Here is a 16424-nt window from a genome sequence, read left to right on the forward strand (position 1 = left end):
TAGTTATAAGATGTCAAAGGATCTAAAAACCGTCTCTGTTCTAGTAAGTAATAAAAAATGACTGAAGCTAGATATGAAGTGTCAGTCATTTTTATTACTTATAATGTGAGGTAAAAGTTATTTGACTAGGATGGATATAGTAAACTAACATTGACCTAAATTCTAATTACATTCTTAATTTATCTGGACCAATTTAAGTCGGATTTTCTTGAATCTATTCTACTGAAATCAATTTTTCTTAGTTTTTAGTTAAAATATATTAATGCAATGGCCTAAACTGTTGCAATAAGCACTAACTCAGACCATTGTATTTTATTAAGCTAATTTCCGTTTAGCTTATATCTATTTTCCTCTTCTTTTAATTTTCCATTTAATCTAATAGCAAGTATTCCAGTTACTATTATTGTACAAAAGTCTGCAACAGTTTGGCTAAAAATCACTCCATTTAATCCAAATAGCTTAGGCAATATCATCACAGATGGTATAAGGAATATTCCCTGCCTTGAAAGTGATAACACGAGGACCTCTTTTCCTTTTCCAAGGGCTTGAAATAGTGTAGCATAGACTTGCTGGAAACCAAATAATGGGAATAACAAACTTATAGCTCTGATGGTTTTTGCTCCAATATCAATTACTTCAGGGTCCTTACTGAATAATGTAATTATTCCTTCTGCAAAAATCATAAATATCACTGTAACAATTGTAGCAAAAACGGTAGTCCATTTAAGAGATACTTTTATTCTATAGAAACAGCACCAATGGCGCTCGTATTACCTAGCATACCAACAAACATTGTATCCACAATATTATAAATAGCATTAACAAGCATGGCTACAATACCAGGCAAAGCAAGTTTTATTAATATTTTAGGGATTTTTTCTTCACCCATCATTTATAAGGATTGAATTTAATCAAATAATAGGCTATACTATAATACAGACCACTTGGTTTGGTTTATGAATATAGTAGAAGAAGGTGATGAAATTAAATAGAGATCAACAAAATAAAATAAGTAGAGAAAGAATTTTAACAGCAAGTTTAAAGGAGTTTGGAGAAAAAGATTATTCGTCAGCATCTATCAATAATATTTGTAAGAATCATAACATTTCAAAGGGTTTATTATTTCACTATTACAAAAATAAGGATGAAATTTTTCTTCTTTGTGTAGAAAAGCTTTTTATTGATTTAAGTGGCTATTTAAAAGAAAACTTTCAATTTAGTCATTCAAATATGGAAGAAAATTTAAGGGCTTATGTTAAAAAAAGATTTGAATTTTTTAAGAAATTCCCTTATTATAAGCAGATATTTTATACAGCTACATTTAATCCACCAAAACATTTGATATACGAGATTAATACATTAAGAAAACCAATGAATGAAATAAATAAATATTTTTGGCGTGAAATTATAAGTGATCTAAATATGAAACCTAATATTATTAAAGAAGATGTTATAGAAGTAATCATAGGGTTAGGAAATTATTTACACAAGAAAATTCAATATGATAATTTACAACATGCTGTAGAAAAATTTAGTATGGTCGAGAAATATACAAAAGAATATGTAGATTTGCTCAACATGATTTTTTATGGGATTGTTGAATAAATTTTTGGAGGAAAGAGAGAAATGACAAAAGAAATATTATTATTGTTTGTTTTTATTGCCATTGCAATAATGGTAGGTAAATTAGTTGCAAAAGTTAAGATGCCAGCAATTTTAGGATGGCTTTTGACAGGAATGTTAATAGGGCCATATGCATTTGGATGGTTAAGTAACAGTATAATGGATAGTACATGGTTTCATATTATCAGTAGTATTTGTGAAATAGTAGCAGGACTGTTTATTGGTACTGAATTAATCTGGAAAGATTTAAAAAAATCAGGGAAGCAAATTTTAACTATATGCTTTACTGAAGCATTTGGTGCTTTTTTGATTGTAACATTGGCTTTTGGATGTATATTTGCGGTTATGGATATTCCGATTTATTTAGCGTTTATTTTTGGTGCAATTGCATTAGCAACAGCACCAGCACCTTCGTTATCGATTATTAATGAGTATAAGACAAAAGGACCAGTGACGAGCACGCTTATGCCGTTAGCTATCTTAGATGATGTAATTGCATTAATTGTTTTCTTTATGATAATAGGAACCATATCAAATATTTTAGCTGGTGGCGGTCTTCCGCTTTATTATGCACCACTTATGATTGTTTTATCGATTATAGTAGGTATCGTAATGGGATTCTTAGCTTCATTTGTACTTAGAAAAGAAGTTGATAAAAAAAGTACTATTTTATTAGTATTAGCATGTGTGATGATAACAACTGGAATCGGTATGTACATTAATGAGTATCTTTTGCCAGAACCAATGATGAATTTAATGTTAATAGGTGTAGTTTTTTCAGCTACTTTTGCAAATATGATACCAAGAAAAAGATTAGATAAAATAAGGGAACATATAAATACAGTGGTAATATTATCGATGATTATTCTTATTATTAACTTAGGTGCACCATTAGATTTTCATTTAATTCTAGGGGCAGGACTATTTACAGTAATCTATATAATATCTCGTGCAATTGGTAAATTAGGGGGAGCTTATATTGGAGCTGTGATTTCTAGAGCACCTGTAACTGTTAAAAAATATTTAGGGTTTACGTTACTACCACACTCAGGTGTTTCTTTAATTTTCACTGGGATTGCAGTTAATATGCTTATACAACCTGCACCAGAGTATGCTGAAATTGTACAAGGAACGATTGCGGCAGCTGCTGTTATCAATGAAGTGATAGCAGTGATATTAGCAAAACAAGGATTCAAACGTGCTGGGGAATTAGATAATGGAAAGAATATTGAACTGAATACTAAGAGTATTATAAAAGCTTCATAATTAGGAATGATAAATAATCGTTGTATAATATGAAAATTAATGCAAATACAAAGGGGTACTAGGCATTTAGGTGCTATTGTATCAGATTATTTGCAAAGCAAGGGGACGTCAGATTACGTTAAGTAGTTTGCCGTCCCCTTGCTATAGATGAAGCAAAGACCGATTTTTGTCATCTTGAAATTTTTACTCTATCCACAAACTCACAAACTGTTGTTATTATTATTCCTTAATAGGCATTCTATAATAAGTGATGTTACAAAATAATTCATAATTATTAAATTATTATAATTTAATATCTCTTTTTAAATAGGTGGGGACGTGTTGTGTAGAAAATTAAGCCTAATTTACTTGAGTTTATATAAAAGACTTGTTGTTTTTTTGCAAATTTATTAAATAAACTGATATAATAAAATAACTATGTAATTATCATAATTCAGATATTGAAATATAGAATAATTTAGGAGAAAGAATAGGTGCGAAATTTATGAAATTTATAGATTGCAATGAATATATAAAAATAGAATATGAATCTGAATTCAATTTTGACCATTGTATGGTATATCTTGATAGATCAGATATCGAATGTATGCATAGAGTCAAAGATAATGAACTTTATAAATTAATTAAAGTTGATAATATATTAATACTATTTAAAGTTATAGCTGAAAATAACGCAATTAAAATTTCATTTCTAAATACTATTCCAACTATGTTAATAAAAGAAAAAATAGCGAGATATGTTTGGAGTATGTTTGATTTAGATACTGATATTCAACAATTCTATGATAAAGTTAAAGAAGATAAAATTTTAAAAATACTTATTAACAGATATAGAGGTTTACGAATAATAAAAATTAATGACTTATTTGAAGGATTATGTTGGGCTATTATAGGGCAGCAAATAAACTTGAAATTTGCTTACACATTAAAGAAAAGACTTGTTGAAAAATATGGCGAAAAGCTTACCTTTGAAGGTATTAACTATTTTATATTTCCTACACCAGACATAATATCTCAAATAAAAGTCGAAGATCTAAGAAAATTGCAATTTACAAAAAGAAAGTCTGAATATTTAATTGGAGTTGCCAAATTGTTTGATGATGGAACTATAAACAAGCAAAAACTGTTACTCCAAAATGACTATAAAAAAATACACAATGTTTTAACTTCAATAAGAGGAATAGGTAATTGGACAGCTGATTATACAATTCTTAAGTGTCTTAATATTAATTGTGCTTTTCCAATAGCAGATGCAGGTATTCACAATGCTTTGAAGATTATTTTAAATACATCTGAAAAACCAACATTAGATGAAATACGTATTATGTCAGAAAATTGGCAAGGATGGGAAGCTTACGCTACATTTTACATTTGGAGGTATCTTTATGATTGAAAAATTCTATGGGTATTATCGTTCGGTAATTGGCTTAATTGAAATAATATGCACAGAAAATGAAGTAATATCTGTTATATTTGTTGATAGCCCAAATTATGAAACAAAAGAAAATAAAATAGTAAAGGAAGTGATTAATCAGCTAGACGAATATTTTAATGGGAAAAGAAAAATATTTAATTTACCTCTTAAAGTTGATGGTACTAAATTTCAAAATGAAACATGGTATGAATTATTGAAAATTCCATATGGAACAACGATAACATATAAAGATATGGCAATAGCTTTAGGTAATCCTAAAGCATCAAGAGCAGTAGGAAATGCCAATGGTAAAAATAAAATATGGATAATAATACCTTGTCATAGAGTTATAGGTGCAAAAGGAAAACTTACAGGGTATGCAGGTGGAATTGAGAGGAAGAAATGGTTAATTGAACATGAAATAAAAAACAAATAGAAGATGATATAATCCTGTTGAAAAACACTGCCCATAATATATCAATCAATAATCAAAAAAGGATATTGATATATTATGGGGGTGTTTATATGCTTAATACTGTGTACAAACAGAGTCTATATTTAATAATATAATTAAAATACCATAAAATCATTTATTAAGCAAATTACACAAGTGGTTGGCTTTATTTTTGTCGATGAAATAATGAAAAAAATCAATCAATGTATAGATAAAAGAGATAATAAAAAGATTTCACCGAATGACCAAAGCCAGAGGATTTGGTCTAAAAAGCGTGTTAACACAAATGAAATTAATGACTTTAACTATAAATCTAAAGAGAATAGCAAAGCTTTTCTCTAAAATAACTACTATTAATATTATGTTTTTAATAGTACTAGAAAGATATTTAAGAAATAATCCAATTAATAAAAGTTTTAATAAAATTTACCGTAAAAGTTGCTAATGATGATGTTTAGACAAATGAAAAAGAATAAAATGCAGAAAATGATTTAATTGTAAATATTCGCTAAATAAAAACAATACTTTACAAATATATTGAATAATTAAGCATAATATGATATATTTGTTAATATAGAGAAAGCTATTTAAGTAAAACAAATAGTATTTCAAGATTCAATAATATCTAAAAAATAGAAATGCTTTGTAGAATGAAGTTGTAAAATAGACCTTTATAAGAAAGTGAAAATATTGACTGATAAACCGTATGTAAATAAATAAGGGGACAGGATAGGCATTTGCATAAGTTATGATTATAAAGGATAGTTGAGAACAAGATGATTTTAATAGCTAAATATACAATATAAATACAATTTTTAATGTTGAATTACAAAGTATAAATGGAAAGAAAATTAAAAGCAATAATGAATATCAGAAAAATTGCAAGTGTAATAGAATTTACGGCTAGGATTTACATATCAAATTTCAAACAGCTGAACCGTCCCTTCAAGGATTGATGGTATAATCTGTTTGACATAATTCAGAAAGAGAGGGAAAAATATGTTAAATGATGTTAAAGAAGTACTTTTTTCCGAAGAAGATATAGCAGCTAAAGTAACAGAACTTGGCGCTCAGATTTCTAAGGATTTTGCTGGTAAGGAATTAGTTGTTATAGGTGTATTAAAAGGAGCCAATGTTTTTGTTGCTGATTTAATTAGAAAAATGACTATTCCAATAGAGTTAGATTTCATGGCAATGTCAAGTTATGGATCTTCTACAGAAAGTTCAGGTGTTGTAAAAATTCTAAAAGATTTAGATAAAGGTATTGAAGGCAAGAACGTATTAATAGTCGAGGATATTATTGATACGGGCTTGACGTTAAGTTATTTAACTGACAATTTAAAATCGAGAGGTGCAGAGCAAATCAAGATATGTACTCTATTAGATAAACCAGGAAGAAGAAAAGCACATATCGATGTTAAATATAAGGGCTTTGATATACCAGATGAATTTGTAGTAGGATATGGTATTGATTTTGCTGAGAAGTATAGAAATTTACCTTTTGTAGGTATCTTAAAAGAGGAAACTTATCAATAAGAAATAATATAAAATATTAAAGTTATTATAAAACAAACGTAAAACTAATACAGTGACGGTTTTGAGAAAACAGAAAAACACTTCCTATGATATGCAAATTCAAAAGATTTTTCATGTAAATCATGTAGAATTATATATTATGGAGGTGTTTTTGTATGCTTAAAACTTTGTACAAACAACAGAGTATATTTCAATAATATATAATAAAATACCAGAGAAGTAATTTTGCAGATAGCTTCTTTGAGCTAAAATTGTATAACAAAAGTGAGATGAGGATTTGATATAAACAAAACGTTATTTTTATCAATTATAATCTAATATGTATTTATAATATCAAAGCCTAAATTATCTTTAGTTTAGGTTTATTGTTTGTAGTTAACATTTTTCTGTAAAAACCAAGTTATGTAGACTTTATATGTAGAAATTTAAAGTAAGCAAATATTAAGGTTTATGAAAGTTTATAGTAAGAATTCATTGTTAAAATATGAGTATAAGTAAACAGACAAACCAAGAGTTTAGTGAATAATGGAAATTGCAGTGTTTACTTAAATGATTTTATATGTTAGTATTAATTACATTATCCATGATTATTTAATTGACTTTAAATAATATGGTGTAAGCTTCTAAATTAGAAGATTTCAGTGAATTCGGAGGCATACCGAGTTGGCATGTCAAGAATTTAATAGTATCTTATGACAACGAAAGCAATTACGTAGTAATTGCAACACACCGTTTCAACAAGGTGCAAGATTGCAAACCGCCTGTTAAATATAATCGATACCCGCTACCTATAGAGGTGAGGGACATCTTACGCCTTGTTATAATCAGAAGGATACTTATTAATGAATCTCCTATTCCGTTTCTTCATAGGAGTAAGCGATTCACATAAAATCATAGATTTTAGTTCACTGCTCATAATTTTCTATGAATAGTCTGGGTTTATTATTTAAATTGAACTATGAGTTGTTTTAAGAATCAGTATTTAACAGGAGGAATTATTATATGGAATTTATAGAGATTTTAAAAGCGATTATTTTAGGAATCGTTGAGGGAATTACGGAATGGTTGCCAATCAGTAGTACAGGACATATGATTCTTGTAGATGAATTTATGAAGTTGAATGTTAGTGATGCATTTAAGGAAATGTTTTTTGTAGTTATTCAGCTGGGAGCAATTATGGCGGTAGTTGTTTTGTATTTTGAAAAGCTTTTTCCTTTTTCAATTAAGCAAAAGCATATAAAAGAAGATATCATGACATTGTGGCTTAAAATCATTGTAGCATGTATCCCAGCGGCAATAATTGGTTTGCTATTTGATGACAAAATTGATGAACTATTCTATAACTATCAAACTGTTTCAGTAACACTGATTGTGTATGGTATTTTATTCATTTTGATTGAAAATTTTAATAAAAACAAAACAGCTAAAATTGATAGTTTACAAGAGATTAGTTATAAAACAGCTTTATTCATTGGTATATTTCAATTGTTAGCGCTTATACCTGGTACATCTCGTTCAGGGGCAACAATACTTGGTGCAATACTAATAGGAACATCAAGAACTGTTGCAGCTGAATTCACCTTTTTTTTAGCTATTCCAGTTATGTTTGGAGCAAGCCTATTAAAAATTTTGAAATTTGGGTTAGTTTTTTCAATCAGTGAAGCAGTAATTTTACTTACGGGAATGATAGTTGCATTTGTTGTATCAGTATTGGCTATTAAGTTCTTAATAAGTTACATAAAGAAAAATGATTTTAAAGTTTTTGGGTGGTATCGCATTGTGTTGGGATTAATAGTAATTATGTATTTTGTATTAGTATAATACAATATTGATTTAGGAAAGTAAGTATATATACTGTAAGAATAAAAATGGTGCTATACATGAAAAACTACAAGTCAGAAAAATAGGAGAAAGAATATATAACAAGTCAAAAATTTTTATGATTATAGGATATATCTTAGTTATAATCATAAAAATTTTTGTAGTGTATGCTTTACAGCACGCCGAAATGTCTTTTATAGGAGGTAACAAGGTAGCATATATTTAATTTACTTGATAACTACAATAGCAATGTTAGTCTTAGCAGCAGTTTTTAAGAAAAAGTAATATAAGAAAGAGCCTAAGTAAAGCAAAATTCTATAAAATAGACAATGTCTATATGACGCTGAAAAACGGCTCTCTAGTAATTTGTAAAATATAAAAATTTTCGAAAAATAGTTACAATCATTAATTTCATATTTGTGATAAGAAGTTGATAATTCAACAAACATAAACTTTTTAACAAAATGATTATTCATATCATTATTGATATCATGAAACTTAAAAAGATGATCCCTGATCATATAGAAATCATCTTTAGATTGTTAATGCTTTTTAAAATTGCACCTAACATGTTTTTAGCTTAATAAGAAAGCTATTTTTTTATGGGTTATTTAGCGAAACTGATATTTTCTACCTCAGAGCTTCTTGTGATATCTCTAGGAGTTATGCCTGGTTCATTAAGCCATCCAGATGTTTCAATATCAATATCTTGATTTTTATATGCTGCCCATACCAACTCTGAACAATACCAATCTTCTTCATATTCACTTGTGTCTTTTTGAAAATCCAAACAATAAGATTTGCCGAGTTGTTCTTTACAGAATGAAAGCGCATTAGTTTTGTCTAAGGAACTTGCATCTTTTACTCTGTAAATAGTAACATCTTTTACATCAACCCTATCATCATCTAGTACACTTCTTACTACACCATCAGTAATTGCTTCTATAATTCTAATGTAGTATTGGTTTTGTGTACTATCATAGAAAATACCCTCAACAATGGCAGTATGACCAGTTATACCAAAACCGCCCTTAGATTCATAAATGATGTCGCCCTTTTGGCAAACATTTAATAAATCATATTTGTCATAGTTCGCCTTTTGAGGCAAAGAAGTTCCAGTATTATATTGCCATAAACTATCGCCAATAGAAGAACTGCTTCTGATGTTATTATTATTAGGCTGCAGTAGATTGTAATAAGCATCAGTATAATCCTTTACGCTGCTATATTGCGTAGTATCATATCCGTCAATAAATTCTTCTAAGGACATATTTAACGGAATATTATTAGAAGTTGAGTAATTAATAATATCATTGTAGGATGTTTGTAATTCTGAATATACAGATTTACTTGCTGTGTTAGACGATTTGTTGTTTGTATTGCTTGCGAGTGTCATTGTACTTGTGCCAAAAATCATAGTAAATGCAAGAAGTAATGATAAAAGATTTCTAAAATTCCTTTTTTTCATAAGAGCACCTCTCTTCTAAGATTTAGTTGTTGTTCAGCAAACTGAACATATAAATTCAAACCGAAATTTCCGGATTAAATTACTGATTTTACTTAATTATGCAGAATAGCATATTAATTTACAAATACATACTCAAATTTTACCATTTTTACCTTTGGTTATCAAGAGAAATTTATGGACTTACTTTATACTTTTAAGTTTTTTCTTATAATCATACTATTTGGAAAAATTTCCCATGAAATACTTGACTTTAGGTAGCTATATGGAAAGCAGTCCAATTTATTTATGCTACAATCAGGTGTATACGTATTTGGGGTAAGCAGCCTGAATGTTTCCCATGTTTGTATAAGTGCAAAAGGTTGTTATTATCATAAGAGGTGGAAGAAAGTTTTAGCTACGATATGAAGAATATTTGAAAATATATGTAGAAAACATGTATGGTTGTTTGTAGGAATTTGTTATGAAAATTATTAGTTTGATTTAGCTGAGCAAAATTTTTATTTATAATGAAGTGTAAGAAAAGTGTATCCGAAAGAGTATGTTTTTTTCTTTCTTTTTTGGTTGACAATTAAAGAACTGTAGCATATAATTCTTATATACACATATGGGTATATAAGAATTAACTAATAAATCCAGTAGAAAGGAGATAGCTATGAACCAACTTACAAGCTTTTTCAAAATAATGTCAGATAAAACTAGGCTTAGAATAGTTACACTACTAGCACAGCAAGAGTTATGTGTATGTGAAATTTGTGGTGTTTTAGAACTTTCACAACCTAAAGTATCAAAACATTTGGCAAAACTTCGAGATAAGGGATTTGTTAGTGATGAAAGGAAGGAGCAATTTATTTTTTATTCGTTAAAAATTAAAGATGATGTCCTTTCAAATTTGATTATGAATATTGTAAATAATATCGAAAACTATCCACAGTTAAGCGAGGATAGTGAAAGATTGGTTGATAAAGAAATATATTCAAATCAATGTAATATATATAGAAAAAAATTTGATTAATTATGAAGGAGTTGATTTAAATGTTTAGTTGGTTAGATTATTTAGTAAAATTATTCGTTGAAAATATATTAAATATATCTATGGAAACACATTTAGGTTCAAGTGTACATTTTTTCTTTTATGACACGATAAAAATCATTATTCTCTTAGGTATTATGATTTTTTCAATATCATATATCAGAAGTTATTTTCCACCAGAGAGGACAAAAAAAATTCTGGAGAGATTTAGTGGTGTAAAAGGAAATATAATGGCATCATTACTTGGTATAGTTACACCATTTTGTTCTTGTTCATCTGTACCTTTATTTATTGGCTTTGTTGAAGCTGGTATACCATTAGGTGTTACATTTTCATTTTTAATAACTTCACCTATTGTAAATGAAGCCGCATTTGCTATACTACTTGCCTCATTTGGTTGGAAAATTGCGTTAGTATATGTGATTACAGGTGTGATGGTTGGTGTTGTTGGAGGTATATTTATTGGCTCATTGAAAATGGAAAATCAAGTAGAAGAATATGTCTATAAAATTAAATTAGGAGAGGTAGACATTGAAAAAATAAGCCATAAAGAAAGAATACATTTTGCTATTGATAATGTTAAAGATATTATCAAAAGAGTGTGGATATTCTTGCTTATTGGTATAGGTATAGGCGCATTTATACATGGCTTAGATGAGAATGGTGATGTTGTAAAACTATTAGCGCAATATGCGGGAAAAGACAATCCTATAGGTGTATTAATAGGTGTTGTTTTTGGAATACCTCTTTATTCAAATGCATTAGGAACTATACCAATTGCAGAAGCGTTAATTACAAAAGGTGTAGGTATAGGAACAGCACTTGCATTTATGATGGCTACAACAGCGTTATCATTACCTGAGATGATTTTACTAAAAAAAGTTATTAAGCCTAAATTAATCGGAGTTTTTGTTGGTATAACTGGTATTGCTATCATATTGGTTGGGTATTTATTTAATGGCATTGCACATTTGTTAATTTAGAAATATAAAGAAAATTTTAAGCCAATGATTAAATAATAGTAAAAAATATAATAGTTGTTTTGCTATTATTAACCCTGATTATTCGTATAACTTTGAATAATATGTTGTAGGTTTCTGAATTAGAAGATTTCAATGAATTCGAAGGCATACCGAGTTGGTATGTCGAGAATTTAATGGACATTCTTCTAATCATGAGCAGAGAACTAAAATCTATGATTTTATGTGAATCGCTTACTCATTCTTGGAATGAGTTTCTGATTTGCCGCTTATTCATTCGAAGAATGAGGTTCATTTATAAAAGGTATTTAATTTTCTATGAACAATCTGGGTTTAAGATAGATTAAAATTAAAGGAAGTGATATTATGTCAAAAACATGGTACCCAGTAATTGACTATGAGAAATGTATTGTATGTAAAGCTTGTTATAATAAATGCAACAACGGCGTATATAAACTAGATAAAGAAGGACGTCCAATAGTGGAAAATCCTAATGGTTGTGTTCATGGATGTCATGGATGTGGTAATTTATGTCCAGTGGGAGCAATATTGTATGTAGGAGATATACAAGGGAAAAATTCTACTAATTGTGGTTGTAGTTGTGATTGTTAAGTAAGAATTTCAAATAAAAATAAATAACTTGATATAAATTTAGATAGCCTTAATTTGACAATCCAGTTAAAAAGGAGTATTATGTTATTATAGTCATATGCTAATATGCGTATATAACATGAAAGAGGGATTGGATGGATGAATTAAATAAATTTTTCAAAATGCTTTCTGATCAAAATCGATTAAGAATAATGATAGTTCTTTATTATCAGGAGCTTTTTGTATGTGAAATATGTGGAATACTTGAATTGTCTCAACCTAAAGTATCAAAACATTTGACAAAACTTCGGGATATGGGATTTGTAAAGGATTGTAGAAAAGAACAGTTTGTTTCTTACAGATTAAATCTACAAGATCCAGTTTTAAGTAGCATTATAGAAAAGATTGCACAAAATATAGAAAACTATCCGCAATTAAAAAAAGATGTTGAAAAAATCAAACTAAAAAATATGTATTTAAATAGTTGCAAATGCGAAAATTCTACAAACGAAAATTTAGGTAAAAACTAAAGAGTTTTAGTGGCATTTTAAAACAATTGATAAAATATGGTATTTTATTAGTAGGTGAGGAATGATGAGAAGATATTGCTCATGTGGTTGGTGTGGTACCTAATCCTGTATTTAAAATAAATTTTAATGTATTTTAAATAAAATGGAGGGTGAAAATTGAATATTCTATTATCAGGATGGCAAGCATTAGTTGATTATTTAACTATAGCTAGGGTTATTTCTCTTATTATAGCATTTTTCCTATCAGGAGCGATTTCTACTTTTATGTCCAAAGGTGCTGTAATGAAATATTTTGGTCCTAATGCTAAAAAATATATTTCATATGCTATTGCATCAGTTTCAGGAGCTATTCTTGCTGTGTGTTCCTGTTCTGTATTACCTATGTTTGCGAGTATAAGAAAAAAAGGTGCTGGAATAGGACCAGCAGTTACATTCTTATTTGCCGGACCAGCAATTAATGTTTTAGCGATTATTTTTACATTCAAACTTATCGGTACAGAAATTGGATTTGCTAGAGTTACATCAGCTATTGTGTTATCTATTATCATTGGCTTAGTAATGTCTATTTTGTATCAAAAGGGTGAAGAGATTGACCCAAATGAAAATATGTTTAATATACAAGAAGAAAATGAAAGAACTTGGTGGCAAAATTTAATTTTTTTCATTATATTACTTGCAATACTTATTTCAGGTGTAAAGCATCCAATTCTTACAATTGTTTTCTTTGTTACACTAGTTGTTGTACTATTTTTATACTTTAAAAAACAAGAACTTCTCAATTGGTGCAGTGAGACATGGATTTTAGCAAAAAAAATAGTACCACTATTTATTGTAGGAGTATTTATAGCAGGTGTGTTAACTGCAATTATACCTGAAACATTTATGGTTAAGTTTGTCGGTAACAATACAATTGGTTCTAACTTAATTGCGGGAGTATTTGGTGCATTTATGTATTTTGCAACGTTAACTGAAGTACCAATTGTAAATAGTTTTATGGAACTTGGGATGAATAAAGGTCCTGTTCTTGCTTTATTATTAGCAGGTCCTTCACTTAGTTTACCAAATATGATTGTTATTTCAAAAGTAATGGGAATAAAAAAGACATTAACCTATATATGTCTTGTAGTTTTATTATCTGGCGTAGTAGGTTTGATAATGGGAAATTTAGTATTTTATTAATGAATAATAGGAGGAATATAATATGATAATTAAAATTTTAGGTTCAGGATGTGCAAAATGTAAAAAGTTAGAGGCTAATGCTAAAGAAGCAGTAAAAGAAATGGGACTTGATGCAACTATTGAAAAAGTACAGGATATCAAAGATATAATGAGTTATGGAGTAATGAGTACACCAGCATTGGTGGTTGATGAGCAGGTAAAAATGATGGGTAAACTTCTTTCAAAAGATGAAATAAAAAAATATTTATAATTTAGTTAGAACTATTTGGGTATTAATATAACATGATTAATGCTTCTGACATAACTATTAAAAAACAATCTCTACTGGACTAACAGTAGAGGTTGTTTTTATGTGTCAAAATAAGAATTATAAATTGAATAGCTAATTACTTTCTGTTTAGCAGTTATAGTTTACATACTTCAAAAGAAAAAATAAAGAACATAATGCTTACGTCCCTTATAATTGGATATTTACAGGTAGTGTTGAAATTTTGATAGTGGTTCAGTTATAGACGAATGAATATATGTACAAATTTTAACGTCTGCTTAGAGCGCTATTGATAAATATAGTTTTTTAGTAGTATTTAATTAACAGTATATCAATTGATATAATATAGAGAAAGTGTAAAAATAATAAGATTTACGCTAAAAATTTCAAACAAATGAACCGTCCCCTTGTTTGGTTCTTGAGTTTATTTGTTTTCATTTATGATAATTATGAGTGAATAATCTTGTCAAATGGAAGGGTAAGCTTTATAATGAAACTTGTACATAAAAATAGTAGAAGGTGAATATTATGCAAAAATACGACAATAGAACAAAACAAACTTTGCTCCACAGGCACAACTTAAAACTAAAACTTGTGATTCAAAGCATACTTGTAGGAATAATTACAGGTATGCTTATTGTTGCATATAGATTAATACTCACTCAAGCAGGCAAAATTACGTATTATGTTATTGATTATGGTAAACAAAGTACTATTTACGCTGTAATGTGGTTTGCAGTATTGATAATTATAGCAATTATAATAAATTATATGATGCATAAAGTGCCTTTAATCAAAGGGAGTGGAATTCCACAAGTTGAAGGATTCCTTGCAAGAAAAATGGACATGAGTTGGGCTAAAGTATTAATCTGTAAATTTACAGGAGGAATACTAGCTATAGGGTCTGGTCTTTCTCTTGGGAGAGAAGGTCCTTCAATACAGCTTGGAGCTGCAGTAGGAAAAGGAGTTAGTGAATTATTTAACAGAAAAAAGCTTGAAGAAAAATTTCTTGTTACAGGGGGAGCAAGTGCGGGTCTTGCAGCAGCATTTAATGCTCCATTGGCAGGTGTAATGTTCTCACTAGAAGAACTTCATAAAAATTTTTCTCCTGTTGTATTGATTACTGCTTTAACAGCTTCGGTTACGGCTGACTTTGTAGCAAAGAGTTTTATTGGACTGAATTCAGCTTTTGATTTTACTGGTCTTAAGCCATTACCATTAAACTACTATCCATACATATTAATACTTGGGATTATTGTAGGAATCTTTGGTGCTTTTTATAATTCTACTTTACTCAAGACACAAAAATATTACAACAAAAAGACATGGATACCATCAAAATACAAAAAATTTATTCCTTTTATTTTTGCGGGAATTCTTATGTTTATCTTACCAGAGGTATTAGGTGGAGGGCATGCATTGGTCGAAAAATTGTCTGTAGGAAATTATACAATTAAATTTTTATTAGTGTTATTATGTATAAAATTCATTTTTTCGATGATCTCATATGGCTCTGGAGCACCAGGTGGGATTTTCTTGCCATTGTTAGTGCTTGGAGCATTAACAGGAAATATATATGCAGATATTCTTCATATGTACTTTGGATTCAATGAAATATTTGTACAAAATATGATAATTCTAGCTATGGCAGGATATTTTACTGCAATAGTTAGAGCACCTATTACAGGATGTATATTAGTAAGTGAAATGTCAGGGTCTTTAACACATTTATTATCATTAGCGTTTATATCTATTATTGCATATATTGTTGCAGAATTGCTAAATTCAGAACCTATTTATGAGTCACTGCTTGAAGTAATGATCAGAAATAAAAGTCATAAATATAAGAGTGATGCAGATACAAAAGTTATTATTGAAAACGTTGTTTGTCTTGGATCCCGTGCAGAAGGTAAAATGATTCGAGAAATTGACTGGCCAGAAAAGTGTTTGATTGTTGGTGTAAAAAGAGGAAATACGGAGTTAATTCCAAAAGGAGAAACCATACTTCAAATAGGAGATTATTTAATTACTCTTACTGATGAAATAATAGCATCAGTAGCAAGTACAGAACTTTCAAAAATAACGGAAGTGAGTTTTGAAGGGAAAAATTTATATTAAAGCGTTAATAATTAGTAGAAGCGTAGTTTAAATATAGAAAAATTTTTATTAAAATAACTATATAAATATACGTTATATAAAATGTTTAGTATATTGAATAAATAGTGATTAGTTTATTTATGTATAAAAACTTCCATAATAGTAGT

General features: G+C 28.7%; 16 protein-coding genes. 13 read left to right on the top strand and 3 right to left on the bottom strand.

What is annotated here, in order from left to right; genetic code table 11:
- Positions 1–320: 320 nt before the first annotated feature.
- Positions 321–740 (bottom strand): MATE family efflux transporter, encoded by a 420-nt coding sequence (locus tag AYC61_RS08045; RefSeq protein ID WP_082759858.1) that lies wholly within the window; start codon positions 738–740, stop codon positions 321–323.
- Complete coding sequence (locus tag AYC61_RS21165) at positions 737–892, bottom strand: hypothetical protein (protein WP_162265456.1); 156 nt, start codon at positions 890–892, stop codon at positions 737–739. The genes AYC61_RS08045 and AYC61_RS21165 overlap by 4 nt, the downstream gene beginning before the upstream one ends.
- A gap of 86 nt (positions 893–978) precedes the next feature.
- On the opposite strand from AYC61_RS21165, the gene AYC61_RS08050 reads away from it, so the two are divergent.
- From AYC61_RS08050 to AYC61_RS08075, 6 genes are all read left to right on the top strand, one after another.
- Positions 979–1605, top strand: coding sequence for a TetR/AcrR family transcriptional regulator (locus AYC61_RS08050; RefSeq protein WP_066499492.1), 627 nt, complete (start codon positions 979–981; stop codon positions 1603–1605).
- Positions 1606–1626: 21 nt separating this feature from the next.
- Positions 1627–2889, top strand: a complete 1263-nt coding sequence (locus tag AYC61_RS08055) for a cation:proton antiporter (RefSeq protein ID WP_066499494.1) — start codon at positions 1627–1629, stop codon at positions 2887–2889.
- Between the two features lie 484 nt (positions 2890–3373).
- Positions 3374–4282 carry a DNA-3-methyladenine glycosylase 2 gene (locus tag AYC61_RS08060; protein WP_066499496.1) on the top strand — a complete coding sequence of 303 codons (909 nt, stop codon included), beginning with the start codon at positions 3374–3376 and terminating at the stop codon, positions 4280–4282.
- Positions 4275–4739 carry a methylated-DNA--[protein]-cysteine S-methyltransferase gene (locus AYC61_RS08065; RefSeq protein WP_066499497.1) on the top strand — a complete coding sequence of 155 codons (465 nt, stop codon included), beginning with the start codon at positions 4275–4277 and terminating at the stop codon, positions 4737–4739. The genes AYC61_RS08060 and AYC61_RS08065 overlap by 8 nt, the downstream gene beginning before the upstream one ends.
- 1017 nt (positions 4740–5756) lie before the next feature.
- Positions 5757–6293, top strand: coding sequence for a hypoxanthine phosphoribosyltransferase (gene hpt / locus AYC61_RS08070; RefSeq protein WP_066499503.1), 537 nt, complete (start codon positions 5757–5759; stop codon positions 6291–6293).
- Between the two features lie 1002 nt (positions 6294–7295).
- Positions 7296–8114, top strand: a complete 819-nt coding sequence (locus tag AYC61_RS08075) for an undecaprenyl-diphosphate phosphatase (protein WP_066499505.1) — start codon at positions 7296–7298, stop codon at positions 8112–8114.
- A gap of 607 nt (positions 8115–8721) precedes the next feature.
- On the opposite strand, the gene AYC61_RS08080 is transcribed toward AYC61_RS08075, so the two are convergent.
- On the bottom strand, positions 8722–9582 hold the full coding sequence (locus AYC61_RS08080) for a YiiX/YebB-like N1pC/P60 family cysteine hydrolase (protein ID WP_066499507.1): 861 nt from the start codon (positions 9580–9582) through the stop codon (positions 8722–8724).
- Between the two features lie 652 nt (positions 9583–10234).
- Here AYC61_RS08080 and AYC61_RS08085 point away from each other — a divergent pair.
- The 7 genes from AYC61_RS08085 (at position 10235) to AYC61_RS08115 (ending at position 16278) form a co-directional block, all read left to right on the top strand.
- On the top strand, positions 10235–10594 hold the full coding sequence (locus tag AYC61_RS08085) for an ArsR/SmtB family transcription factor (RefSeq protein WP_066499509.1): 360 nt from the start codon (positions 10235–10237) through the stop codon (positions 10592–10594).
- Positions 10595–10614: 20 nt separating this feature from the next.
- Positions 10615–11595, top strand: coding sequence for a permease (locus AYC61_RS08090; RefSeq protein WP_066499511.1), 981 nt, complete (start codon positions 10615–10617; stop codon positions 11593–11595).
- Positions 11596–11958: 363 nt separating this feature from the next.
- A complete protein-coding gene (locus AYC61_RS08095; protein ID WP_066499513.1) occupies positions 11959–12204 on the top strand; it encodes a 4Fe-4S dicluster domain-containing protein in 246 nt (81 codons plus the stop codon).
- 134 nt (positions 12205–12338) lie between these two features.
- Positions 12339–12713, top strand: coding sequence for an ArsR/SmtB family transcription factor (locus AYC61_RS08100; protein ID WP_066499516.1), 375 nt, complete (start codon positions 12339–12341; stop codon positions 12711–12713).
- Positions 12714–12869: 156 nt separating this feature from the next.
- Complete coding sequence (locus AYC61_RS08105) at positions 12870–13892, top strand: permease (RefSeq protein ID WP_066499518.1); 1023 nt, start codon at positions 12870–12872, stop codon at positions 13890–13892.
- Positions 13893–13914: 22 nt separating this feature from the next.
- Positions 13915–14142 (top strand): thioredoxin family protein, encoded by a 228-nt coding sequence (locus tag AYC61_RS08110; RefSeq protein ID WP_066499520.1) that lies wholly within the window; start codon positions 13915–13917, stop codon positions 14140–14142.
- A gap of 546 nt (positions 14143–14688) precedes the next feature.
- The gene (locus AYC61_RS08115) at positions 14689–16278 is read left to right on the top strand and encodes a ClC family H(+)/Cl(-) exchange transporter (RefSeq protein WP_066499522.1); all 1590 of its coding nucleotides are present in this window, start codon (positions 14689–14691) and stop codon (positions 16276–16278) included.
- The last annotated feature ends 146 nt before the right edge of the window (positions 16279–16424 follow it).

It is taken from the genome of Abyssisolibacter fermentans (assembly GCF_001559865.1).
In the GTDB taxonomy this organism is placed as follows: Bacteria; Bacillota; Clostridia; order Tissierellales; family MCWD3; genus Abyssisolibacter; species Abyssisolibacter fermentans.